This is a genomic window from Victivallis vadensis, from assembly GCF_003096415.1.
GTDB lineage: Bacteria > Verrucomicrobiota > Lentisphaeria > Victivallales > Victivallaceae > Victivallis > Victivallis vadensis.
In genome coordinates this window covers 81,968-107,420 of sequence record NZ_QEKH01000002.1, presented here as the reverse complement: position 1 = coordinate 107,420, position 25,453 = coordinate 81,968, and the positions used below count along the sequence as shown (strand labels likewise).

General features: G+C 62.2%; 17 protein-coding genes. 9 read left to right on the top strand and 8 right to left on the bottom strand.

Annotation, left to right across the window (positions count from 1 at the left end):
* Positions 1-37: 37 nt before the first annotated feature.
* Complete coding sequence (gene lpxC / locus C8D82_RS01735; RefSeq protein WP_116882542.1) at positions 38-883, bottom strand: UDP-3-O-acyl-N-acetylglucosamine deacetylase; 846 nt, start codon at positions 881-883, stop codon at positions 38-40.
* A gap of 114 nt (positions 884-997) precedes the next feature.
* Here lpxC and C8D82_RS01730 point away from each other — a divergent pair, with 114 nt between their 5' ends.
* Both C8D82_RS01730 and C8D82_RS01725 read left to right on the top strand, forming a co-directional pair.
* Positions 998-1,834: a tRNA (adenosine(37)-N6)-dimethylallyltransferase gene (locus tag C8D82_RS01730; protein ID WP_207776049.1), complete on the top strand. Its 837-nt coding sequence runs from the start codon at positions 998-1,000 to the stop codon at positions 1,832-1,834.
* A gap of 969 nt (positions 1,835-2,803) precedes the next feature.
* On the top strand, positions 2,804-4,453 hold the full coding sequence (locus C8D82_RS01725; RefSeq protein ID WP_116882540.1) for a DUF4091 domain-containing protein: 1,650 nt from the start codon (positions 2,804-2,806) through the stop codon (positions 4,451-4,453).
* Between the two features lies 1 nt (position 4,454).
* Here the strand turns inward: C8D82_RS01725 and C8D82_RS01720 are convergent, their stop codons facing one another.
* Complete coding sequence (locus C8D82_RS01720) at positions 4,455-5,315, bottom strand: helix-turn-helix domain-containing protein (RefSeq protein ID WP_116882539.1); 861 nt, start codon at positions 5,313-5,315, stop codon at positions 4,455-4,457.
* A gap of 206 nt (positions 5,316-5,521) precedes the next feature.
* On the opposite strand from C8D82_RS01720, the gene melA reads away from it, so the two are divergent.
* Both melA and C8D82_RS01710 read left to right on the top strand, forming a co-directional pair.
* Positions 5,522-6,874: an alpha-glucosidase/alpha-galactosidase gene (gene melA, locus C8D82_RS01715; protein ID WP_116882538.1), complete on the top strand. Its 1,353-nt coding sequence runs from the start codon at positions 5,522-5,524 to the stop codon at positions 6,872-6,874.
* Positions 6,875-7,019: 145 nt separating this feature from the next.
* Positions 7,020-7,691: an SGNH/GDSL hydrolase family protein gene (locus C8D82_RS01710; protein WP_116882537.1), complete on the top strand. Its 672-nt coding sequence runs from the start codon at positions 7,020-7,022 to the stop codon at positions 7,689-7,691.
* A gap of 73 nt (positions 7,692-7,764) precedes the next feature.
* Here the strand turns inward: C8D82_RS01710 and tsaA are convergent, their stop codons facing one another.
* Together tsaA and C8D82_RS01700 are read right to left on the bottom strand one after the other, a co-directional pair.
* Positions 7,765-8,568, bottom strand: a complete 804-nt coding sequence (tsaA, locus tag C8D82_RS01705) for a tRNA (N6-threonylcarbamoyladenosine(37)-N6)-methyltransferase TrmO (RefSeq protein ID WP_116882536.1) — start codon at positions 8,566-8,568, stop codon at positions 7,765-7,767.
* A gap of 10 nt (positions 8,569-8,578) precedes the next feature.
* Positions 8,579-10,261, bottom strand: coding sequence for a putative manganese-dependent inorganic diphosphatase (locus C8D82_RS01700; RefSeq protein ID WP_116882535.1), 1,683 nt, complete (start codon positions 10,259-10,261; stop codon positions 8,579-8,581).
* 168 nt (positions 10,262-10,429) lie between these two features.
* Between C8D82_RS01700 and C8D82_RS01695 the strand changes: the two genes are divergently transcribed.
* Positions 10,430-11,266, top strand: a complete 837-nt coding sequence (locus C8D82_RS01695) for an MBL fold metallo-hydrolase (protein ID WP_116882534.1) — start codon at positions 10,430-10,432, stop codon at positions 11,264-11,266.
* A 350-nt stretch (positions 11,267-11,616) separates the two neighbouring features.
* Here the strand turns inward: C8D82_RS01695 and C8D82_RS01690 are convergent, their stop codons facing one another.
* The 3 genes from C8D82_RS01690 to C8D82_RS01680 all read right to left on the bottom strand — a co-directional run bounded on the left by C8D82_RS01690 (position 11,617) and on the right by C8D82_RS01680 (position 15,171).
* Positions 11,617-12,060 carry a hypothetical protein gene (locus C8D82_RS01690; protein ID WP_116882533.1) on the bottom strand — a complete coding sequence of 148 codons (444 nt, stop codon included), beginning with the start codon at positions 12,058-12,060 and terminating at the stop codon, positions 11,617-11,619.
* A 1,104-nt stretch (positions 12,061-13,164) separates the two neighbouring features.
* Positions 13,165-14,241, bottom strand: a complete 1,077-nt coding sequence (gene holA / locus C8D82_RS01685) for a DNA polymerase III subunit delta (protein WP_116882532.1) — start codon at positions 14,239-14,241, stop codon at positions 13,165-13,167.
* Between the two features lie 72 nt (positions 14,242-14,313).
* Positions 14,314-15,171: an AraC family transcriptional regulator gene (locus C8D82_RS01680; RefSeq protein ID WP_165832767.1), complete on the bottom strand. Its 858-nt coding sequence runs from the start codon at positions 15,169-15,171 to the stop codon at positions 14,314-14,316.
* A 130-nt stretch (positions 15,172-15,301) separates the two neighbouring features.
* Between C8D82_RS01680 and C8D82_RS01675 the strand changes: the two genes are divergently transcribed.
* From C8D82_RS01675 to C8D82_RS01660, 4 genes are all read left to right on the top strand, one after another.
* On the top strand, positions 15,302-16,621 hold the full coding sequence (locus C8D82_RS01675) for an FAD-dependent oxidoreductase (RefSeq protein ID WP_116882530.1): 1,320 nt from the start codon (positions 15,302-15,304) through the stop codon (positions 16,619-16,621).
* A gap of 171 nt (positions 16,622-16,792) precedes the next feature.
* Positions 16,793-20,452 (top strand): PAS domain-containing protein, encoded by a 3,660-nt coding sequence (locus tag C8D82_RS01670; protein ID WP_116882529.1) that lies wholly within the window; start codon positions 16,793-16,795, stop codon positions 20,450-20,452.
* A gap of 98 nt (positions 20,453-20,550) precedes the next feature.
* Positions 20,551-22,842, top strand: coding sequence for a glycoside hydrolase family 2 protein (locus C8D82_RS01665; protein WP_116882528.1), 2,292 nt, complete (start codon positions 20,551-20,553; stop codon positions 22,840-22,842).
* Between the two features lie 492 nt (positions 22,843-23,334).
* Complete coding sequence (locus tag C8D82_RS01660) at positions 23,335-24,441, top strand: uroporphyrinogen decarboxylase family protein (RefSeq protein WP_116882527.1); 1,107 nt, start codon at positions 23,335-23,337, stop codon at positions 24,439-24,441.
* Here C8D82_RS01660 and C8D82_RS01655 read toward each other — a convergent pair.
* Positions 24,435-25,433: an alpha/beta hydrolase family protein gene (locus C8D82_RS01655; protein WP_116882526.1), complete on the bottom strand. Its 999-nt coding sequence runs from the start codon at positions 25,431-25,433 to the stop codon at positions 24,435-24,437. The genes C8D82_RS01660 and C8D82_RS01655 overlap by 7 nt on opposite strands.
* Between the last annotated feature and the right edge of the window lie 20 nt (positions 25,434-25,453).

The following is a 25,453-nucleotide window of genomic DNA, read 5'->3' as shown; positions in this document are numbered from 1 at the left end:
AATCTCCCAAACTAGTTAATGAATCATCAAATTTCCGTCACTGCGCCGCCGCAATCTCCCTGAGCAGCATTCCAGCCAGCTCGACGTTCTTCGGATGGCCCGGCCTGATCGCGATGACCGTACCGGTGATCCGGCAGCCGGTCAGATAGATATCCCCGATCAGGTCGAGAATTTTGTGGCGCACGATCTCATCCCGGAAGCGCAGCTCCTCCTTGCAGATGATCGCGCCGTCATGGATGATCGCGGCCGCGTCGAGGCTGCCGCCCTTGCACAACCCCATCGCCAGCAGCTGCTTCAGGTCGCCGTAATCCACAAAGGTGCGCCCTCCGGCGATCTCGTCGCGATAGCCTTCGGTGCTCAGAATGAATTCATGGAACTGCGGGTCCACCGGACAGCCTTTGAACGAGGCCAGACAGGAGATGCTCAACTTCTCCTGTCCCGGAATCAACACGATTTTGGTCGCCCCGCCCTCGACGTAGAGCGGCTGCTTCGGGGTGAAGGTCTTCGCCTCGGCTTCCTGCTGCTGAATCCCGGCTTCTTCGATCATCCGGTAATAGGGGAGCGAACTGCCGTCCGCGATCGGCGGTTCTCCGCCGTCCATTTCAACAATGCAGTTATCGACGTGCCACGCATTCAGCGCGGACATGATATGCTCGACCGTGAAGACCACCGCCTTGCCTTCCGCGATGGTGGTGCCGCGGCGGACGTCCACCACATTGCAAGCCAGCGCCCGCACCTCCGGCTTGCCGGGCAGGTCAACCCGCCGGAACACAATCCCGGTGTTTTCCGGCGCAGGCTGAATCCGGACCGTGCACCGGGCGCCCGAGTGCAGTGCGATTCCGGAAAAAAACGCCGATCTGACCAAAGTTTGCTGTTTTTCCATGTCTTCGAACCGATTCCAATTGAAAATTAAATTTAATGCGTCATAATATAGTACGCGAAACGTACTTTTTACAAATTTTTATCGTTCTTTATGACTGAAAAAATCAAAACCGTTGTGATAACCGGTCCGACCGCCACCGGGAAAACCGCCCTCGCCGTGGAGCTGGCCCGCCGCTTCGACGGCGAGATCGTCAGCATCGACTCCCGGCAGGTCTACCGCGGCATGGACATCGGCACCGGCAAGGATCTCGGCGAATACGGCGAAATCCCGTACCACCTGATCGACGTTGCCGATCCCGCCGCCGAAGAGTATAATCTTGCCCGCTTCTGCCGCGACGCCTACCCGGCTATTTCCGGCATCGCCGCGCGCGGGAAACTGCCGATCCTGTGCGGCGGCACCGCCCTCTATCTGGCGGCGCTGCTCGACGGCTACAGGCTGCCCGGCGGCGAACTGCCGCACCGGGACTCCGGGCTTCCCCGCGAACGCCAGACACCCGGCGGCGCGGACTCTTTCCGGCCTCCCTTCGAGCTTGATCCGCTGCTGCTCGGCGTCTACTATCCGCGCGCCGAAGTCCACAAACGGATCGAAGCCCGCCTCGACAGCCGCCTCGCCGACGGGATGATCGACGAAGTCCGCCGCCTCCACGACGAACGGCAGGTCAGCTATGAGAAGATGGAGTTCTTCGGCCTCGAATACCGCGAGGTTTCCCGCTATCTGAAGCAGGAATGCACCCGCGCCGAAATGCGCGACCGGCTTTTGTACCGCATCCGGCAGTTCGCCAAACGACAGGATATCTTCTTTCGCAAACTTGAGCGGGAAGGACATGTGATCCACTGGCTCAAGGCCGGCCGCGAGCCGGAACCGGAAAAACTGATCCGGCTTTTTCTGGAAAATGCTCCCCTCCCCGCGCCCGTGCTGCGCATGTGCGACACGTATTACGGAAATAAATGATCCCACGGCGGCAAGGTGCCGCTGCCGGGTGTGCCCGCCAATGCCCCTCCGGAGGGCGTGCGGCGGCAAGGTGCCGCTGCCGGGTGCGCACGCCAATGCCCCTCCGGGGGGCGTGCGGGCAACTTGTACAGGCGAGCATTGGTCGGTTAGCAAAGCCATTTACTATATTAGGCCAAATAACCATTTATGCGGCACATAAGTAAGGCCGCAATGCCATTTACGCGGCACATAAGTAAGGCCGCAATGCCATTTACGCGGCGCACAAATAAGGCCGTAATACCTCTTACGCGGCGCACAAATAAGGCCGTAATGCCTCTTACGCGGCGCACAACAAGCGCGGTCAGCGCCGCGAACGAATGTGAGGGAATTACTTGCTTTTGGCAAGTAACGAGGAACGGTAGTGACGAAGCCGAACGTAGTGAGCGAAGCCCCCCCTGGCGTAGCCCGCAACGCGGGCGTTGAAGGGGTTGACGGGCGCAGCCCGGCAAGTAAGCGGCAAAGCCGCGCCCGCGAGCGGAAGTGCCTTGCAACCGGACCGGCCTCCGCCACCGGCGAGGGGGTCCGGGGGACGTGCGCGACGTCCCCCGGAGCCATCCGCAGGCCGAAGGCGCGGCGCTCACTACCCTCCGGGCACCCCGCCTGTGCTTGCGCTCAAAAGTAGTTACCCTCCGGGCAGCTCTGCCTGTTCTTGACGCAATGCAAGGCCGAGTATAAAACTTACGCATGATTTGAAAGCGGAGATGAATCTCCGCACTCCAAAGACGCTTCGCGTCGGAGGGACAAGCCCAACGGTAACGTGCAAGGGCGCTTTGCGTCAAATGTACTTGCCTTCATCGGCCGGCAATTGCCGAAAAATGCATAGGTATTCCCGGATTATCCATTGTTTTTTCAAGGAGGGCGGCTATATTTGCATGTGCTGTTACAGAGTTTGAATTCAGTTTTCGCAGAGTAGAGAATGGGGAATAAAATATGATTGATGTCAAAGTCGCCGGTTCGCTGGAAAAGATTTTCCCGGATTCCGATTGGAATGGCCCGGAATTGCGGAGCGATGTTGCCGCGCGCGGGGAAGTTTATTCGTTTCAGGTTGCGGTCCGCTTCCGGGAGACGGACAACCATTATCTGCGCGTCGCGCTCGAAAGCGAACTGAATGCGCAAATCCGTCTTGTGGAGGCGGTGCCGGTTCACCTTGCGGCCAATCGGCCGGACGATGATTTCCTGCGCACAACTCCGGGACTCTATCCCGATCTGCTCGACGAACTGGAATGCAAAGACCGCTTCCGGGTGATGCCGCGCCAGTGGCGGACGCTCTGGGTCACAGTCCGGATCGGGGAGGATTGCCCCGCCGGAACCTATCCGGTCAAACTGCTGTTTTCCGATATCGACTGGCAGGGGAAGTGGCGCCCGGAAACGGTCGCAACCGCCGAAATCGAGCTGAAAGTGCTGCCCTTTACGCTGCCGGAGCAACAGCTGCTGCGCTACGAATGGTTCCACGCCGACTGCCTCAGCGCTTACTACCGGGTTCCGGCCTGGAGCGAAGAACATTGGCGGATCGTGGAGAATTTCGTGCACAACGCGGTTTCCCACGGCATCAACGTGCTTTACGTGCCGCTGTGGACGCCGCCGCTGGACACTGAAATCGGCGGTGAACGACCCACCTGCCAGCTGCTCGACGTACATGTGGAAGCCGACGGCGCCTACCGGTTCGGTTTCGAAAAGCTCGAACGCTATCTGGAAATGGGGAAGCGTCTCGGTGTCAAACGGTTCGGAATCAGTCACCTGGTGACCCAGTGGGGAGCGGAGTTCACGCCGAAAATCGTCGAAACGCTCGGCGGCGGCCGCGACCGGAAGCTCTTCGGCTGGCACGTCGGCTCCGATGATCCCGCGTTCAAGGCGTTCCTGACCGCGCTGATGCCGCAGTTGCTCGCGGTGCTGCGCCGGCACGGGCTGACCGGCCGCTGCTTCTTCTCCATCTCCGACGAGCCGAGCGTCGAACATCTCGAAACTTACCGCTCCGTGGTGGAGTGGATCGTGCCGCTGCTGGAGGATTTCCCGACCGTCGAGGCGCTGTCCAGTTTCGACTTCTACCAGAACGGGCTGGTCAGAAATCCGGTCCCCTGCAACAACCACATCGAGCCTTTCGTCGGGCACGTGAAGGAGCTGTGGACCTACTATTGCTGCAGTCAGGAGGACCGCGTGCCGAACCGCTGCATGGCGATGCCGTCGCGACGCAACCGGATCATGGGGCTGCTCGCGTATGTCTACGACCTGACCGGCTTCCTGCAGTGGGGATTCAACTTCTACTTCTCGCAGTATTCCAAGCGGCTGATCGATCCCTTTGCCTGCACGGATGCGGGCGGCGCGTTCCCGGCGGGCGATCCTTTCATGGTATACCCCGGCGAATACGGCGTGCCGCTGGATTCGATCCGGCACGAGGTGTTCCGCGAGGGATTGCAGGACCTGCGCGCGCTGAAACTGCTGGAGAGCAGGATCGGCCGCGGCGCCGTGCTCGCGCTGCTGAACGAAGGTCTGGAAAAACCGCTCTCGATGACCGAATACCCGCGCACCGACGCATGGCTGCTCGGAGTACGCTCGCGCGTCTACGCCGGACTGGCGGAGTGATTCAGCTCTCGGCTCCGGAACGGAAACCGGCGGGCGACACGCCGTAGTGGTTCCGGAACACCTTGCAGAAGTAGCTGGCGTCCTCGAAGCCGCAGTTTTCCGCGACCTCCTTGACCGAGCCGTTGGTGGTCTGCAGCAGCCGGACCGCCAGCCGCATCTTGAGGTCGGTCACAAATTCGTGCGGCGACTTGCCCTCCAGCTGCTGGAACCGCCTGGAAAAGTGCCAGCGGCTGCACCCGGCGGCGTCGGCCAGGTCGCCGACGCTCAGCGGCCTCGACAGATTGGCGAGCGCGTAGGCGTGCACTCGCTTCAGGAAATCGTCCTGCGCGTGGGTGCCGCGGCCGGCCGGTTCCGAAAACAGCGACATCACGAAATCATAGGCGGCGGCGCTGGCGCGGTAGCGGTTGTCCAGCTTTTTTTCCCGGCACTTCTTCAGCAGCTCCCACGCCGACGCCACCACCGGCGAATCCGTCCCGTGCTGCAGCAGAAAACCGTGGCTGCGGCGGAAATCGGTGACCAGCCGCACCAGTTCGGAGCCGTAGACGCTGACGAACAGAAACCGCCAGTACGGGGAATCCTCCGGCAGGTAATAGCAGTGATTTTCCGGCACCACCAGCAGCACCGCGCTGCCGGGCGGAATCGGATACTCGTTCTCCCCGAAACGGAGCCGCCCCATCCCGGAGAGCGTGTACTGCCAGATCACCAGTTCGGCCTGTCCGCGCTTCAGCCCGTCCCACACATACGAGCGGCTGGTGGTCAGTTCGTGCCCGCAGTTGGTCAGCATCGCGTGCAGCCGGTCGGTGCGCTCGGAGAAAAACAACGAATAGTGTTCGTGGATGCGTTCCGGTTCATCCTGGCTCATGATTACCCCGCCGTTTTTATGAGTTTCTCCATTAAAATAGCATTGTGAGCATTTTTTGCAAGCATGACCATTTTTCGAAAACAGCACAAAATTACCATTAAAAGCATGTTTTTCATATTTACTTCAACGGAATGCGCGCTATTGTATAAACAGCGACAAGCAACGGCGGGGGAATGGGTCCTGTCCGCCAACAGGAGATTTACGGGATGGCCAAAATTACTTTTATGGGTGCGGGCAGCACGGTTTTCGCCCGCAACGTGCTCGGCGACTGCATGTGCCGGGAAGCGCTGAAGGATTCGCATTTCGCGCTGTACGACATCGACGGGGAACGGCTCAAGGAGTCGGAATTCATCCTCAAGACGCTGAATGCGAACATCAACGACAACCGCGCCACCATCACCACCCACCTCGGCGAACGCTCCCGCAAGGCGGCGCTCCGCGGCGCGGACTTCGTGGTCAACGCGATCCAGGTCGGCGGCTACGAGCCTTCCACGGTGATCGACTTTGAAATTCCGAAGAAATTCGGCCTGCGCCAGACCATCGCCGACACGCTCGGCATTGGCGGCATTTTCCGCGCGCTGCGCACGATTCCGGTGATGCTGGACTTCGCGCACGATATCGAGGAAGTCGCCCCGAACGCGTGGTTCCTGAACTACACCAACCCGATGGCGATGCTGACCGGCGCGATGCTGCAGGCCACCGACGTGAAGACCGTCGGCCTCTGCCACTCGGTGCAGGTCTGCGCCCAGAGCCTGCTCGAAACCCTCGGCATGGAGTGGAACGACGAGCGTTCCGCCCGGCTCCAGACCAGAATCGCCGGCATCAACCACATGGCGTGGCTGCTCGAAATCACCGAAAACGGCAAGGACCTCTACCCGGAGATCAAAAAGCTCGCCGACAAGAAGATCAAGGAGTGGCTCAAGGAGACCGACCCGGCCAAGAAGTCCGGCAATATGATCCGCATCGAGATGATGCGCCGCTTCGGCTACTACGTGACCGAATCCAGCGAACACAACGCCGAATACCAGCCCTACTGGATCAAGCACCGCTATCCGGAGCTGATCGCCGACTGGAACATCCCGCTGGACGAGTATCCGCGCCGCTGTATCCGCCAGATCGCCGACTGGAAAAAGCAGTACGCCGAGCTGTCGCAGGATCCGCACCTGTCGCACACGCTTTCGCGCGAATACGGCTCCGGCATCATGGAGGCGATCGTCACGAACAAGCCGTACCAGATCGGCGGCAACGTGATGAACAACGGCCTGATCTCCAATTTGCCCTGCAACGCGGTGGTCGAAGTGCCGTGCCTCGTGGACGCCAACGGCATCCAGGGCACCTACGTAGGCGCCCTGCCGCCGCAGTGCGCCGCGATGAACATGACCAACATCAACGTGCAGCTGCTGACCATCGAAGCCGCGCTGACGCTGAAAAAGGAACACATCTACCACGCCGCGCTGCTCGATCCGCACACCAGCGCCGAGCTGTCGATCGACGACACGGTCAAGCTCTGCGACGCGCTGATCAAGGCCCACGGCGATATGCTGCCCAAGTACAAATAAACGGGCTTCGCGCATTTGGACGGCTCCCGGAGTTTTCCGGGAGCTTTTTTTATTTCCGCCGGGCCGTTTCCCTTGCGGGAAATCAGCTCCGGTGCTATATTTCACGGCCTGATTTTCACAATCAATCCACAGAAGGAACAGAGAGATGAAGCTTCAGAATGGACAGCGCCTTGTTTTCATCGGCGACTCGGTCACGGATATGGGACGCACCCGCGGCGCGCAGGACGGCCCGTCGGAAGGGCTTTTCGAGCCGCTCGGCAAGGGATATGTGCACGTGGTGTCGGGGCTCCTGAACGCGGTCTACCCGGAGCTGCTGCTCCGCATCACCAACGTCGGCAACAGCGGCAACAATGTGCTCGACCTGAAGAACCGCTGGCAGAAGGACGTGCTCGACCTGAAGCCGGACTGGCTCTCGATCATGATCGGCATCAACGACGTATGGCGGCAGTTCGACTCCCCCCAGCTCCCCGAGCAGCACGTCTCTCCCGAACTCTACGAGAAAACCCTCGGCGAACTGGTCAGTTCCACCCGCCCGCAGCTTTCGGGCGGACTGGTGCTGATGACCCCGTACTTCATCGAACCGGACCGGCAGGACGCGATGCGCCGCCGCATGGACGAATACGGCGACGTCTGCCGCCGCATCGCCGCGCGCGAAAACCTCCCGCTGGTGGACACGCAGGCCGCTTTCGACCGGGTGCTGAAATACCGCCACTCCTCCTACATCACCTGGGACCGCGTCCACCCGAACATCTACGGAGCGACCGTCCTCGCCCGCGCCTTCCTCGAAGCCGTCGGTTTCGACTACAATCACCAATGATCTCCGGCAGGAGTGCGGGGACTTCTTTCAAGCCGCACCCACACCGATCAAAAGCCGGAACGATCCCGGCGGGTCACTTTCCCTCCGGCGGGGGGAAAGCCCGCCGGACCAGCCGGTGCAGTTCCTTGTCGCGATAGGGATCGGGCGCGCCGGGCTGAAGCTCTTCGGCGGAATAGCCGCCGTAAATTCGTTCAACCCGGATCGGCTCCGGCACCGGCGGCGCGGTGAAAACGATCCGCCAGGTGCGGAATGCGAGCAGCCAGAGGTGTTCCGCACGGTCAAGTTCGGTCAACCGCTGGCGGCGCGGATCGAGGGCGCGGGTGGCCAGCTGGACACGCGCGGCATTTTCGAGGTCCGGCCCGCCGTGGGAGCGGATGAATCCGATCACCCCAAGCGCCTCCTCTGCAAAAAACAGTTCGCGCCGCGTCGAATCCAGTTCGTCGCGCCAGCCGGCGGCGGAATCCGGGAACGCGTCGGCGGCGGGGATGTACGGCTTGATATCCAGCACCGGCGTACCGTCCAGCAGATCGAAATTGCGGATATGGACGCGCCGTCCTTCGACCCGGACCAGCTCCACCGCCGAAATCCCGACCGGATTCGGCCGGTGCGGCGAACGGGTCGCGAAAAGGCCGATCCGCCGGTCGGCGGCCCCGTCCGGCGGGCGCACCTTCGGCTTCCAGTTGCGGTTGCGGTCGAACACGAATACGATCCAGATCCGTTCAAAGCCGCCGAGGTCGGCCAGCGCCGTCTCGAAGTTGCGCTCCGGCAGCAGTTCGATCACCCCTTCGTTGCGGGCGAACACCCCCTGCCGGGGGGCCTCCTGCGGATAGTTTCCCCCGCCCCGCACGAAACCGATCGGCGCAAACGTGAACTCCACCTGCCGCCCCCTATTTTCCGACTGCGGCGGTGATCGACAGCATCTGCGGCAGCAGCTGCTTCTTGCGGCTCAGGATGCCGGGCAGGTCGAACAGCTCCGGGCCGATCTTGCGGTAAGGCAGGCTGCGCACGATCTCCGGCCTGCCGATCGCCAGCAATTGCGAGGTTTCGCGGACCGCGTCGGTGACCAGCAGGCCGAAAAAGTCGAGCTTGTCCCGTTCGACGGCGCGGCGGATTTCGGCGGCCAGCTCGTCGCGGCGCTGATGCAGAAGTTCGAGGTTGGTCTCCTCGACCTGCGCGAGCGCGAAATGAAGTTCATGGTCGGTGTAATCCTTGCGGTCGCCGCCGATCACCTCCTCCGCCGGTTTGACCGCGAGCGCGGAGTCGATGCTCATCAGCTCCTGCATCAGCGTTTCGCCGGTCACGCCGGAGACCTTTTCCAGCCACTCCGCCATCCTGCGGTCGAGGTCGGCCGTGGTCGGGGATTTCAGCAGCAGAGTGTCGGAAATGATGCCGCCGAGCAGCAGCCCGGCCAGATCCGCGCCGAGGCTTTCGCCGCAACTGCGGAACATCGCCGCAACCAGCGTGCAGGTGCTGCCGACCACGTCGCCGGTGAATTTGATCGGCGTGGCGGTCGGCATCATGCCGATACGGTGGTGATCGACCACCTCGATGATCGGAATCTCCTCCACGCCGGGCAGGCTCTGCTCGATTTCGTTGTGATCGACCAGGATCATCCGGAAAGGCGGCGGCGCATTCAGCCGCTGCTTGAACACCGCCCCCGTCAGGCGGCGGTCGCAGTCCACCACCGGGACCACGTCCTCGAAGTGGCCGAGAATCTGGTTCCGCACGTCGCGGATGCGGTCGGAGGGAGTCAGTTCGAGCTGGTCCTCCGGGAAGCGGGTCTGTTCGACCGGGGCGCTGAATTTCAGCCGCCGGATCACCGTCGCCGAATCCAGCGGCGTGACCAGAATCGACACCTCAAAGGTTTTCGCCGCCTGCAGGATCAGCGGATCGACCGGACGGCTGCCGGTCACGATCATCAGCCGCAGCTTGCGGTTCACCGCATACAGATGGATTTCGGGGCGGTCGCCGACGATCACCGCCAGTTCGCGGTTGTTGGCGGGCAGATGCTCCTCGAAGCTGTCCAGCCCCATCGCCGCGACGTAGACCTCGAAATCCTGCGCGGTTTCCGGCTGAAAACTGGTCAGGTATTCGCCCTCGAGAACCTTGGCGATCAGCTCCAGCGAGGAGTGTACGCGGCGGCCGGTCAACCCCCTGCCCTCGTCGCGGCCGGAGCTCAACAGATCCGAAAGCAAATTCAAACTGGAAAGCATCCCCAGGAATTTTCCGTCACCGCCGATCACCGGCAGCCGCGGCAAGCCGGATTCGCGCAGCCTGCCGACCGCGTCGAACAGCGTGCTGCCGCCCGGAATGGCCGGGACCTCGCACATCAGGTCCCGCACCCGCGGATACACGTCGTTGCAGCTCTCCGGCGGCGTCAGGCCGAAACGCGAAAACAGGTGCTTCGCCCGATCGGAGAGCACCCCCGGGCAGAGCGCGGTCACCTTCCGTTTCGTCTGGCGGCGGCGCAGTTCCGCGAGAGCGACCGCCGACGCGAGGCTGTCGATATCCGGGTTGCGGTGGCCGCTGACCAGAATCACATAATCATTTTTTCCCTCAGTCCGATTCATCAAAACATTCCCTTTCCTTGCGAAATAATATAATATCGCACCGGATTATTTGCAATCGGTTTGAATTGCATCGGAAATTTTTCGGAGAAAACCGTTCATCCGGTGGATTTTTTCCCGGAAACTGCCATATTACGAGAAACCATCTTCAACCATCAAGGAGAACCGGCAATGAAAGTGACGTTTCTGGGAACGGCGGCGGCGGAGGGCATCCCCGCCTTGTGGTGCGAGTGTGAAGTGTGCCGCAAGGCGCAACAGCAGCGCGACAGGGACCTGCGGCGCCGCTGCGCCTACCTGATCGACTCCGACACGCTCGTGGACTTCGGCCCCGACATCTTCTGGCAGTGCACCGAATTCAACATCGACCTCACCCGGATCGACCGGATCGTCTTCACTCACGCCCACTCCGACCATCTGAACGGAATCGAATTCATCTGGCGGCGCACCCCGTGGTTCAGCACTCTCCGCCACCGGATCAAGGTGTTCGGTTCTCCGGCCATCTTCGCGCGGATGCTGTCGCAAATCACGATGGACAGCAGCATCTACCAGCTTTCCGACCTGCTGATCGATCCGGTCGAGGTCCGCCACGGGCAGACCACCGACGACGGCGACTTCGAACTGCTGACTCTGAACGCCGACCACGCCCCCGGCCTTGAACCGCAGGTCCATGTGATCGGCAGAAACGGCAAACGCTTCTTCATCGCCAACGACACCGGCTTTCTCCGCGAGGAATCGTGGGAGTTGCTGAAAGGCGTGAAACTCGACCTCGTCGAAATCGACTGCACCTGCGGGCTGCGCACTCCCGACTGCGACCGCGGCCACCAGGGAGTCAATTCCGTGCTGGCCTTCCGCGACCGGCTGCTGGAACTCGGCTGCATCACGCCGGAAACGCCTGTCTACGCGAACCACTTCTCCCACAATGGCGGCGCGCTTCACGCCGACCTTGAAGCCTTCTTCGCGCCGCACCGCATCCGGGTCGCCTACGACGGCCTGACCGTCGAACTGTAACGTTGCCTCCGGCGGCCGGGGGCGCTTCGCTCCCCGGTCCCCCCGACCGGCAAGGTGCCGGCGCCGGGTACGGTTTTGAATTTTTACGCAGTAAAAATTCAAAACCGGGGTTATTACCTATCAGTTTATTTGCTCTATGGGCGTTTTACCGCACCGGTACGTTGCCGGTCGGGGATGAACGTCGGCTTTGGTGACCGGACGAAGCGCTGAGACACTTGTGCGCTGCCCGCACAAGGTCTGGAGGCCGGAAGCCCCGCCGTCTCCCGGATTTTTATTATTTCCGTAAGAGCTTATTTAGGGATAAGCTCTAAATCAAGGCTGCCGATAGACCGTTTATTGGCCCTTTGCGGTCATTCCGCCGGTGAAGCCGTGTTTTGCTGATACCGGCATATTTCGTAGAACCGGCGGCTGCGCTCCGGCTCCTGAATAGTCGCAAACAGCACGGAAGCAGGCACATTCCGGTAATGTTCCAGCCGTGCAAGTTCCAATTCCAGCAGCTCCCGCCGCCGACGCAAATCAGCCTGAAACCGTTCGTCATTCAATTGGATCAGGGTACGCTTCCACCGGCAGTACCATTCCAGAGCAACTTCACGGTCCAGCAGCCAGCGGTTCCGCTCCTCGTCATCCTTCGCCTGACCCGGATCACGGTAACAGTGTTTCCCGATTTCCCGGAATTCATCCTTCCGCAGCTTTTCCGCTCCGTTCTGCCGCCGCATCCATGCGTCAACGGCCTTATCGCTGCACTCCGGCACCGCCGTTTTCTCAATCGCTTTCCGATGCAACCACCCAAACATCCTTCCGTTCTCCTCTATGGTTGATGTTCAGGACGTCCCCACAACAAAAGAGGTACGCCCCATTGACGCAACCCTGCAGGCACTTGCAAGCCCGGAAGTGTACGAAAAAAGGACGTACCAATAGGGGTACGCCTAATTCCGTGTAATCTCACTTCCAGAAATTTTGCAAGTTTCGCAGGAAAAATAACACGAATCAGGTACTATTCAGTTTTCAGCTCGGATACTCTGCTACATTTTTACGAAATCCTCTGTTGTTACCGTTAATTTAACGACGGTTACGGAAAAAATCAAGGCGGAAAGCGGAAAATGTAAAGATTGAGAATACAAACCGGTGTTACCGGATGCTCCCGTTCATCGGAGGCCGCGACTCACAAGAAAGGCCAGTTCGGAACCTTGGAGTGCGGAGCCCGCAGGGGCAGCAAAGCCGAGTTCAGTTCCGCACGCCAGGGTAACCGTGCGGCATTACCACTTACACGGCGCACAAGTAAGGCTACGTCGCCTTTTACGCGGCGCACAGCAAGCGCGGTCAGCGCCGCGAACGCATGTGAGGGAATTACTTGCCTTCGGCAAGTAACGAGGAACGATAGTGACGAAGCCGAACGTAGTGAGCGAAGCCCCCCTGGCGTAGCCCGCAACGCGGGCGATGAAGGGTTGGCCGCCCCAGGCGGACAAGTAAGCGGCGAAGCCGCGCCCGCGAGCGGAAGTGCCCCGCAACCAGACCGGCCTCCGCCACCGGCGAGGGGGTCCGGGGGACGTGCGCAACGTCCCCCGGAGCCATCCGCAGGCCGCCAATCCCGTGCTCACTACCCTCCGGGCAGCCTGCCTGTGCTTGCACTCAAAAATTGTTACCCTCCGGGCACCCTGCCTGTTTCTAATGCACTGCAAAGCCGAGTATAAAACTCACGTGCGACTGGAAAGCGGAGATGAATCTCCGCACTCCAAGGTTACCGCGCGGCCTTACGGGCGTTGTGCCCACGGACCGACACGGAAGCTCAACGGTGGCCGCTCGGCATTACGGGCATTGTGCCTGTTCTTGATGCAATACAAAACCGTACCTGGCGCCGGCACCTTGCCGATCGGGGGGCCGGGGGCAATTCCCGAACGTCAGCGCTGGGAACGGCGGGTCAGTTTGATGATCAGCTGTTCGAGGATGATGCGGCGGTCGCCTCCGCCGGAAACCAGCGCGCGGTTGGCGTTGCGCACCAGTTCGAGGTTGCGGATCAATTCCGCATCGGTGTAGTTCGCGGCCGCTTCGCACACCTTGTAGGCGCGGAACGGATGAATCTTCAGCAGCGGATTGTTCGGAAACTCCTCCTTCACCGACGGCGGCAGCGAATCGAACGTCCGCGGCGAAACCCGGGTAATCTTCAACTGCTGCATCGCCAGCTTGGTCTGGATCTGCTTCTGGTATTCGCCGGAAAGCGATCCCATCAGCCGGATCTCCGGCTCGCCCTGCCGCAGCAGCACGCTGAGCAATTGCAGCGCCAGCGGCAGATTCCGGCTCACGATCGCGCCGGTGAACTCCCAGCTGACGGTTTCGGGGGTACGGCAGCAGACCGCGCGGCAGTCGTTCAGAGTGATCGCGGGGGCGTCGCCGGTGTAGCTGAAGAGTTTTTCCAGCTCGTTGCGCAGCGTCCCCGAATCGCCGCCGAGGGTCTCCGTCAGGAACTGGGCGGCGGCCGGTTCGATGGATTTCCCGGCGGCCTGGCAGATTTCACGGATGTTCAGGCGGCGGTCGTCGGCGTAGCGTTTGTCCGAACTTTTGGTCACATTCAGCGTTTCGATCACCGCGCCGGCGGCTTTCAGCGCCTTGCCGAACCCCTTGCGCACATCGAAGCCGAAGCCGTCGAGCAGCACGGTCAGGTCCGGCGGCAGTTCCTGCCCGAGCAGTGCGGCGGTTTCCAGATAGACCGGGGCCGCGCTCTTGGCGGAAAACAGCTCGAAATCGGGAAAATGGCGCAGCCAGACCAGCTTGTCGCTGCACAGGAAGGAGGGCGTGCGCGCGGCGTCCAGAAACTTGCCGACGATCGCATCCGGCTTCAGCTCGTCGCTGTCCCCGGCGATGATTTCGACCGCCGGACTCTCCTCGGGCGCGCCGCCGGCCAGTTCGGCGGCCAGTGCGCGGGAACGCTCCTTGACCGCGAATTCATCGTCGCCGCAGATCACATAGAGTTTTCCCATTCCGCCCCTTTCATACCGTTGTGTTTCATCCCGATAAAGTACCACCGCGAAGCCCGAAAGTCAAGACGGCTTCTACACAATTCCGGCTCCGCGGCCGAACTTGCGCCGGTAGCGCAGCGGCGGCAGGCCGAACTCCCGTTTGAACATCGCGGTGAAGTAGCTCTGGTCCGGGAAGCCGCTGACGCCGGCGATCCGGTGGATCGGCCAGTTGCCCGCCAGCAGATAGCGCCGGGCTTCGCGCAGCCGCAGTTTGAGCAGATATTCGGAAAACCCGATCCCGCACTCCTTGTTGAACAGATGCACGAAGCGCGACGGGCTCATATAGATCATCGCGGCGGCGTCCGCCGCCGACAGATTCTCCCGGAAATTCCGCCGCAGCCGGTCGAGCACCGGCTTGAGCCTCTCGTCCTCCGGGCGGTGCGGCAGCAGCCCGGAATATTCGACGTAGGCGCGGTGCACCACCTCGCCGAACAGCAGCGGCACGAACTCCGTCAACGCCCGCGTCACCTCGCAGGTCAGCGGCGGCAGCCGCTCGAACAATTCCCGGAGCACCGGATACCGGCAGGCGCTTCCCGGCGAACGGAACGGGCCGACGATCACCGCTCCCGGCACCTCCCCCTCCGCCGTCACGACCGGGATCACGAGTTCAGCGGTTCCGGCGTGGCAGGTGTTCACGAACGGCGCGCAGTCCTTGCGGAGCCGGTCGGCAAGGAGGTGCGAATCGTTGAACATGCACTGCGCCACCCCGTCCGGCAGCTCCTTGACGCGGCAGCAGAATTCGCAGCAGTGATACGTCGCGGGACGCGGCAGATCCGGCTCCGGCAGCAATTGTTCGCCGCCGATTTTCCAGATGCATCCGGTACGCGCCAGCGCCGCCAGCGAGCAGAGCCGCCGGACCAGGTCCTGCATGGAATCTTCAAATTCTATCATGATACGATCGTTTCCAAACCACAAAACAGCACATTCCTTATAAAATATAGCCGTTTGCCCATATAAAATCCAGTGAATTTCACATATATTCCACACAAACCGAATCAACAGAACAATCGAGGTGCGAAACATGATCGGAAAACTGAATCTCCCGGTGTTGGCGGATGCGGATGTGGTGGTGCTCGGCGGCGGTCCCTCCGGCGTCGCGGCGGCTCTGGCGGCGGCCCGGAACGGAGCACAGGTGCTGCTCGTCGAACAGTTCGGCGCGCTCGGCGGACTCGGCACCACCGGGCTGGTGCCGATGTTCGCCCCGACCTCCGACGGCGAACGGATGATCTACGGCGGCATTTTCCGCGAAATCAACCTGGAGATGTGCAGCCGCATGAAGGTCGAGCCGTGGCGGGAGTCCTGGCAGGCGATCAACCCGGAAATCCTGAAGCGGCTGCTCGATGAAAAGATCGCGCAGGCCGGCGTGCGCGTGCTCTATTGCGCCAAGCTCTGCGAAGCCGAAATGGACGGCGGCCGGATTCTGGCCGTTCTGGCCGCGACTTCGATGGGGCTGAAAAAGATTACCGGCCGCGTTTTCGTCGATGCCACCGGCGACGGGCTGCTCGCCGCCCTCTCCGGCGCGGAGTTCGAATACGGCGACGCCAACGGCATCCCGATGAGTCCCACCCTGTGCGGACAGTTCAGCGGCATCGACTGGGACAAAGTCGCGGAGGTCGGCAAAACCGGCGTCAACGACCACACCATCTGGGCTGAAATGCTCAGAAACGGCACCGCGCCGCTGCCGGAACAGCACTTCGTCTGCATGAAGCCGGTGAGCAGCCGCAGCGCCAGCAGCAACCTCGGCCACATCTACGGAGCCGACTGCCTCGACGAATTCGACCTGTCACGCTGCTACACCGAGGGACGCCGCATCCTGCGCATCCTCGAAGAATACTATCGCTGTCATGTGCCCGGCTTTGAACAAGTCGAGCTGATCTCCTCCGCCGCACTGCTCGGCGTGCGCGAAACCCGCCGCATCAGAGGCGAATACCGCCTCACCATCGAGGATTACAAAAAACGCGCGGTCTTCGAGGACGAAATCGGCCGCTGCTGCTACCCGGTGGATATCCATTCGAGCACCACGGATTCCGAGGAGCAGGCGCAGGTGGTCAAGACCATCGAAGCCACCCGCTTCAAAAAAGGCGAAAGCTACGGCATCCCCTACCGGGCGCTGATTCCGGCGGGAATCGCCAATTTGCTCGTGCCGGGGCGCGCCATCTCCTCCGACCGCCCGATCCAGTCCTCGATCCGGGTCATGCCCCCCTGCTTCGTGACCGGACAGGCCGCCGGAATCGCCGCAACCCTCGCAGCCGGGCAATCCGACGTCCGCGCCGTCGATACCGCCGTGCTGCAACAGCGTCTGGCGGAGCTGGGCGCCTGCTTCAGCCAACGGCGGGAGTAACCGCGCAGGCCGCGCCGGGAGCGCGCGGCCTGAACCGCCCCGGCAGCGGCGCTTTGCCGTTTCACCGGCCTTTCACCGGGGGAAAACTTGCATTTCCGTATTGCGATGATATGTTAATTCGGATTGCAATCTGACGCCAAACCCCGTTCCGGAGATTCGGAGGAACCATTTATGCCGGGAACAGTCTGGGCCGGAACCATCTCTGCCGCACTCCCGCCGGCCGACGCCGGCTGGTGGTTCGCTCTTTTTTTCCTGCTGACTTCGCTGCTGCTCGGCGGCATCGTGCGGCGGCAGCGCACCGGCTCCAACGCCCTGCGGCGTTTTTCGGCGCTCTGCGATGAACTTCCCGGCCTTGCCGGAGTGGTCGACCGTTCCGGCAAATTGCTGTTCCGGAACCGGAATGCGCGCGCCGCCCTCTCCGGCGACCGCCTCTTTGATCTCGACCGGAGCGTCTCCACTGAATTCAGCCCGGCACTCGGCAAAGTTTTCCTCTCCGGCCGGGCGCTCTCCTTTTGCTGTGAAAGCGCCAGCGGAACGGTACAAGTGGAATTACAGCCTCTGCCGCAGGCGGTTTTCGGCGTCGAAGCCGTGTTCTGGACAGTGTTCCGGGCGGAAGAGCTGGACCGGGCCCGCGCCACGCTGGCCCGGATGGAAGAGGGCGCCCGGCTGACCCTTGAGGCGCTCGGCGACGGCGTAATCGTCACCGATGAGACCGGACGCATCACCCTGATGAATCCGGCCGCCGCCCGCATGGCCGGTTACGAAACTTCCAAAGTTATCGGCAAACTTCTGCCGGAAATCATCCCGGTCTTCAATGCCCTCACCGGGAAGGCGGTTCCCTCGCCATTGCTGGAGACGCTGAAAACCGGCAAGGTCATCCCGCTGCCCGAACATTCGATGTTCGCGACCCCGGACGGCAGGCGGATTCACTTCTCCGACACTGTTTCGCTGATCCGCGACAAGGAGGGCGCCGTAACCGGCGCGGTATTGGTCTTCCGCGACATCACCCGCGAATACGAACAGCGCCAGCAGCTCTATGTCAGCAACAGCCTGCTGAACATCGCCGCCGGAATCGCCGACATCGGCTACTTCAAATGCACCGCCGACGGCGAGATCACCGTTCCGGTCGCGGAAAAATACTGGCCGCGACGGGACGGCAGGCCCGTTCCCGCTGCGGAATGGCTGGTCCCGGAGGACGCCGACCGCCAGCAGCAGGCGTGGCGCGTTTTCATGGCGGAACGGCGGCCGGAGCTGAAAATGCTGGTCCGCTCCGATTGCTCCGGCGCTCCGCGCTACTTCCAGTTGCACGCGGTGCGGATCCCCGCCGGCGACGGCATCCAGCCGGGCATCTACGGCATCCTGCAGGACGTGACCGCCACGCGCGAAAGCGAAATCCGCTATATGGACAGCAACAGCCTGCTCCAGCGAGTGCTCGACAACCTCCCCTGCGCGGTATTCGTGAAGGACTACGACGACGGCAACCGCCACATCATGGCCAACCAGGCCTATTTCCGGATGCTCGGCTTCAGCGAGGAGGAGATCCTGAACCGGACCGATTTCGAGTTCCACCGTCCCGAATTCGCCCGGAAGTTCGTGGAGGAGGACCGGCAGGTGATCGAATCCGGCAGGCCGCTGGATGTGTTCGAACAGTTCCTGACCCGCAACAACCGGCTCCGCTGGGTGCATACGCTGAAATCCCCGCTGACCCTCCGGAGCGGCAGGCGGCTGCTGCTCGGCAGCTGCGTCGACGTCAGCGAATTGCAGCTCAGCCGCAAGCAGCTCTCTGAAGCCAACCGCCTGCTCAACGCGGTGCTGAACCACCTTCCCCTCTGCGTGATCGCCAAGGACCCCGACGACGGATTCCGCTGCCGGATCTGGAACAATGCCGCCGGGCGTATCACCGGCATCTCCGCCGCCGCCGCGATCGGACGGACCACGGACGAACTGCTCGGCGACACCGTCGACCTCGAAAGTTTCCACCGTCACGACCGCGAAGCGATGGCGGCGGACGGAGTCGTGACCGCCAATGATTTCTATACCGACCGGGAGGGCGTCCGCCATGAATTCAAGACTTTCCGCACCAGAGTGGAACTCGGCGACGGCGGACAGCTGCTGCTCTCCATTTTCCTGGACATCACCGAGCAGACCCGGCTGGAGGAAGAACGGCGCAACCTGATCGCGGAGCTGGAGCTGCATATCAATCAGGAGCGGATCATCAACTCCTGCCTCTCGCTGCTGGTGCTGCACACCGACTATCAGGAGTCCCTGAACCGGATTCTGCAGATCATCGTGGCTCAGTCCCACGCCGACCGCTGCTGCGTATTCAAGCTGGACCGCGAAGCGGGGGTGATCCGCCGCCGGTTCGACTACTGCGACTTCGGGATCGAACATTTCCACAACCCCGACGGCGTCTATCCATTTCCGGCGGACTTCCTGCAGACCGAGTGGTTCAAACTGCTCGAAAACCATGAAATCGCCTGCGGCGACGACCTCTCCACCCCGGAGGGGAGCGGCCCCTTCGCCGATGTCCGCGGCTACCTGCAGCAAACCGGCCTGAAATCGGTGATCGTGGCCGGCATCCGGTTCCGTGGCGAGCTGTGGGGCGGTATCGCGGTCGATTATCTGCGCAAGCCTTACGCTTTCACCGAATCCAGCCGCCAGATCATGCGCGCCGCCGCCAATCTGGTGGAACTCTCGCTGATCCGCCGCGAGCACACCCGCGAACTCGAACACAACGAGTATGAAAAGCAACTGATCCTCGACAACATCCAGGTCCCGATCCTGTTTTTCGACGCGCAGGGGAAACGGCTGCGGCTCAACCGGAGCGCGTCGCAAATGCTCGAACAGCCCGCCGAGTCCTCCCGCTGCGATTGCGGCTGCGGCTGCGTCGGCGGCGAGTGCCTGGTCGCCGCCTGCCGCCGGGACCTTCAGCCCCACCAGAAGGAGTTCCGCATCGGCGGCCGGGAGTATCTGTTCACCGCCGCCGCGCTGTTCGATCGCGACGGCAACTTCGCCAACGTCCTCGAAAGCGCGGTCGACATCACCGAATTCAACGCCAACCGCCGCAAGCTGGAGCAGGCGCTGGAGGCGGCGCAGGCGGCCAACCGCGCGAAAAGCAGTTTCCTCGCCACCATGAGCCATGAATTCCGCACCCCGCTCAATGCGGTGATCGGCTGCAGCGAACTGCTCGGCTTCCCCGACCTGCCCGAAGCGGAACGTTCCGCCGGTGTGAAGGCGATCCACGCGGCGGGCAACACGCTGCTGACGCTGGTCGACGACGTGCTCGAACTCTCCCGGCTCGAAGCCGATCAGGTCGATATCCGCCGGCAGTCCACCGACGCGGGCAGGCTGATCGGCGAGGTGCTGGATATGTTCCGGCAGCGGGCGCTCGAACGCTCCGACCGGCTGGAGCCGGAAATCCCGGAGCCGCCGCCCCTGCTGCTGCTCGACCGCATCCGGTTGCGCCGGATCCTGATCAACCTGGTCGGCAATGCGGTCAAATTCACCCGCAACGGGCGGATCGCCGTCCGCCTCGAATCAACCTCCGCGCCGGACGGCTTCCGGCAGTTGCGCATCTCCGTCGCCGACAACGGGCCGGGCATCCCCGCCGCTTTGCACGAGCGGATCTTCCAGCCCTTCGAACAGGCAGAGGATCACCGCGCCACCGCCTCCCGGAGCCATGACGGAGCGGGCCTCGGACTGGCCATCTCCCGCCGCCTCGCGGAAAAGATGGGCGGCCGGATCGAACTCGACAGCGCCCCCGGCCGCGGCAGCACCTTCCACATCATCCTCGAACGGGTGGAGGAAGCTCCTCCTCGGAATATTCCGTAAAAACTCCGCTTTTTCCTCCTTCCGGCTCTTGCCATTTGCGATAAAATGTATTATAATATAATACAAATCATATTTTCACAATCCCGGAGAAGAACGAAATGAATACATGGAACCTCAACGGCGCCTGGCGCCTGAAGTACCGCAAGCCCGGCGATGAATGGAGCGAAATCCCCGCCGAAGTCCCCGGCAACGTCGAACTCGACCTGATGCGTGCGGGCGTCCTCCCCGACCTCACGCGCGGCAACAACGTCTACCGGGCGCTTGAATTCGAGGAGTGCGAATGGCTGTATGAGACCGTTTTCCGCCTCGATGCACTTCCGGCGGAACGGCTCCGGCTGGTCTTCGACGGGATCGACTGTTTTGCGACCATCCGGCTGAACGGCGTCGAGGCGGGGCGGGCCGCCAATATGCTGATCGCGCACGCCTTCGACGTGACCGGACTGGCCGTCGCCGGGGAGAACCGCCTGGAAGTGGCGATCGCTCCGGCGGTCGCGGAGGGACGGCGGCTCCCGCCGTCGCCGTCGGAGAACGCCTTTCCGGGAAACTGGGAGTCGCTGCGGGTGCGCAAAGCGCCGCACATGTACGGCTGGGACATCGCGCCGCGGCTCGTATCGGCGGGGATCTGGCGCGGCGTCCGCCTCGAAACCGTCCCGGCAACCGCATTCCGCGACATCTACTGGGCCACGCTGGAAGCGGACCCGGATTCGTCCCGCGCCAAAGTGCTGCTGGCGTGGGACCTGATTCCCGGCTGCGCCGAGTGGCGAAAATTCCGCCTCTCCATCCGGCTCTCCCATGACGGGGAAACCGCCTTCGAGAGTGTCCGGCCGCTGTTCTCCACCCACGGCAAGCAGGTGATCGAACTGACCGACGCCCGGTTCTGGTGGCCGCGCGGCTCCGGCCGTCCCGACCGCTACGAAGCCGAACTGCGGCTGTTCGACGAATCCGGCCGGATACTGGCGGAGGACCGGCAGCGGATCGGTATCCGCACCGTCCGCCTCAGCCGCACCGCCGTGACCGGCGGCCCCGGCAAAGGGGACTTCTCCTTTTACGTGAACGACCGCCGGATCTACATCAAAGGGAGCAACTGGGTGCCGCTCGACGCGCTGCACAGCCGCGACGCCGCGCGGCTTGAGGAGACCTTTGCCATGGCGCTCGACCTCAACTGCAACATGTTGCGCTGCTGGGGCGGCAACGTCTACGAGGATCATGCCTTCTTCGAGCTTTGCGACGCGAACGGAGTGCTGGTCTGGCAGGATTTCTCCCTGGCCTGCTTCCTGTATCCGCAGGACCGCGAATTCTGCGACGCGATCCGCGCCGAGGCGGAATTCATCATCCGCAAGCTGCGCAACCATCCGTCGCTGGCGCTGTGGGCGGGCAACAACGAGATCGATTCGGCCGGTTTCGACTGGGGGCCGCTGAAATCCGACCCGAACCGGTGGGACAAACTCAGCCGCGAAGTGCTGGCACAGGCGGTGCAGACGTTCGACCCGGTGCGCGACTACCTGCCGAGCTCCCCTTATTACGCCCCGGAACTGATCGCGGAAGGAGCGCCGCACGGCCGCAAGCCGGAAGATCACCTGTGGGGGCCGCGCAACGATTTCAAAGGCGACTTCTACATGAAGTCCAACGCCCACTTCGTCAGCGAGATCGGCTATCACGGCTGCCCCTCCCCGGCTTCCATGCGCGACATGCTTGACCCGGAAGCGGTGTGGCCGTGGCGCGAGAACGACCAGTGGCTGACCCGCGCGGTGCGTCCGATGCCCGGCGAAGACGGTTACAACTACCGTATCCCGCTGATGGCCCGCCAGATCGCGGTGCTCTTCGACTCCGAACCGCAGACGCTTGAGGAGTTCTGTCTCGCGTCGCAGATCAGCCAGGCCGAAGCGGACAAGTTCTTCATCGAGAAATGGCGTTCCGAAAAGGAGTGGCGCGGCGGGCTGCTCTGGTGGAACGTGCGGGACTGCTGGCCGATCCTCTCCGACGCGGTCGTCGACTGGTACGGCCGCCGGAAACTCGCCTACGCCTATATCAAAGCCTCCCAGCGCGACGTCTGCACCATCGTGACCGAGGCGGCCCAAGGCGTGCACCGGCCGGTCGTGGTCAACGACACCTCCCGCCCGGTGTCGGGCGTCGTCACGATCCGCGACGGGGAAAGCGGCGAGGTGCTGCTCCGCGCCGACTTCAGCTGTGCCGCCGGAGAGCCGGCGCGCCTTCCCGGAATCCCGGCGCCTGCCGCTCCGGCGCTGTGGCTCAGCGAAACCAGGCTTTCCGGCGATGCGGAGGTGGGCCGCAACCACTATATCGCCGGGCCGCGCCCCTTCGAGCTGCCGCGCTTCCGCCGCTGGCTCAAGCTGCTCGGTTATGCGGCGGACGGCTTTGAAAGGGAGTGATCCGCCCGCTCCCTCTGTACCGGAAAAAATCAGGGGGAGTCCTATGCAGACTCCCCCGGGGAACGCGCCGGAACCGCATTTCACCAGTTCCCGTGCGGAACAGGTTTCGCAGCCGGCCATTCAACCGGAACCTCCAACGTCATACTTGCGGAAGTCAGGCAAAGCCTGCTTTGGCCGCTTCGACAGGATGCTCCAGTCTCAGTTCCCATTTATGCAATTTCTCCACTTTATAAATCCTCCTCAAGACTTACAAAGCTCCTCTAAGTTTCAATATATCCTATTTTGGTTTATTATCAAGCCTGAATTTGCAATTTTACCACTTTTTTTTATTTTAACCCTGTTTTTATCCAAATTAACGCCGTGTGCGCCGGGTCTATAAAAATGCGCGATATCCGGTGCCGCCGCGTATACTTTTACTGAAACCCTGCTATATTCAAAGTAAAAGAAGCGATATGCGGTTCCGGAATATCATAAATTTCAGGAGATGTTATCATGGCAATGACCTCGCGTGAACGAATGCTGACCGCTCTCGACAACAAACGGCCCGACCGTCTCCCCTGCCAGGTGCACGGCTGGATGGATTACTACCTGAAAACCTATCTCGGCGGCGCCGACTGGTACGAAGCCAACCGCCGCCTCGGCTTCGACTACGCGATCTACGTCAGCCCGACCTACCGCTATGAGCCGAAAACGCTCGAAAAATGGCAGGTCAAAACCGTCGACCTCGGCACCGACGCCGACGGCAACCACACCCACGAGGAGTTCATCACCACGCCGGGCGGCACGTTGCACAAGGTGGTTTCGCGCAATGCGTTCACCGCGTGGGACACCGAGCCGCTGCTCAAAACAATTGCGGATTTCGAGCTGTGGGACCGTTACAGCCCGGAGCCATCCGGCGCCGACCTCAGTGAAATCGCCCGAGTCCGAGAAAAGCTCGGCGACCTCGGCATCGTCCGTTCCCATCCGTTTTCACCGGGACAGGGCAGCCCGTGGCAGAGCTTCTGCACGCTCTTCGGCACCCAGGAGGCGATCCTGCTCGGCATGGACGAGCCGGAAACACTGCACCACATCCTCGACGCAATCCTCGCCAAAACCCTGAAGGCGACCCGTTTCTGGGAAGGCGCCCGCACCGATATGGTCGAAGTCGGCGGCGGAGCCGGTTCGAGCACGGTGATCAGCCCGGAGTTCTACCGGGAGTTCGGCCTCCCTTACGACACCGCCCAGAACCGGCTTTTCCATGAAATCGGCCTCAAGGTGGTCAACCACTTCTGCGGCGGCCTGATGCCGATGCTGGAACTGGCCGTGGAATCCGGCGCCGACGGCCTCGAAACCATGACTCCGCCGTCGATGGGCGGCGACTGCAACCTCGCGGAAGCCTCGAAACGGGTCGGCGACCGGCTCTTTTTCATCGGCGGCTTCGACCAGAACGCCGGGTTCGAGCGGGGCAACCCGGCTCTGGTCCGCCGGATGGTGTTCGACTGCTTCGAAGCCACCCGCGACCACGCCGGCTACATCATCGCGCCGTCGGATCACTTTTTCTTCGGCGATCTCGCCAACCTGAAAGCCTTCACCGACGCCTGCAAGGAGTGCGTCTACTGAAAGAACGGCAGCATCGCGCTCCACGCCTCCGCCGCATAAAAGCGGTGGCCGCCGCCGCCGACCGCGTGGACGCAGTTTCCGGCGGCCCCGGCGGCGCGGTAGACCGCTTCGAGCCGCCTGAACTGGCGGTCCGCCTCATCGAGCGGAAAGATTTCGTCGGCATCGCCGTTCACGATCACGACCGGTTTCGGGGCGGTCAGGCCGACCACGTCGGCGCTCTCGCCGTACTCCAGGAGTCCGGGGACGTAATTGCAGGCGCAATGGAACATCGACCCGATGCTGCCCCGGAACGACGAAAAACTGCACGACGCGATCACATGGGTGATCCGGTCCAGCACCGCCCCGGCGAACATGCCGGTCGTCCCGCCGCCGGAATTTCCCATCACGCCGAGCCGGGTGCGGTCGATGTCGCCGCGCGTGTACAGATAGTCGATCAGGCGATCCACGTCGTAGACCCGGTCGCCGATGGCGGTCCGGCCGATCATCAGATTCTGAAGCGTCGGCAGCAGGCAGGCGGGATGGTGTTCCGGATCGGAACTGCGTTCGCCCATATAGCGCTGCTCCAGGCAGACCGCCGCGATGCCGCGCTTCAGGCAGCCGATCGCGAAATCCCGGTCGCCCTCGATCGCTTTCGGCACGGTTTCATCCTGCCACTCCACCGCGATGGAGTTGTGCATGCCGGTGGAATGCCCCTGCAGACAGATGAAGGTTTTATAGGGCGGCGGCAGCTCCGGCAGACAAATGTAGATGCAGGCCTCCTCCCCCTCCTCCGGTGAAAAACGCAGTTTTTCGATGGTGCCGAGCGGAGTCCTCCGCTTCCACAGCGACTCCGGCACAACCGGCTTGCGCTCCAACCGTTCCAACCGGTCGAAGCCGAGCAGCCGCTTCAGTTCCGGCAGCGCTGCGGCGCGCCACGACGGGTAGTCCGGATAGTTCTCAAACGCGAACTTCCCGACGGCTTCCGGCACCTCCTTGAATCCATTCATGCGCATAACAACTGAACCCTTCCTGA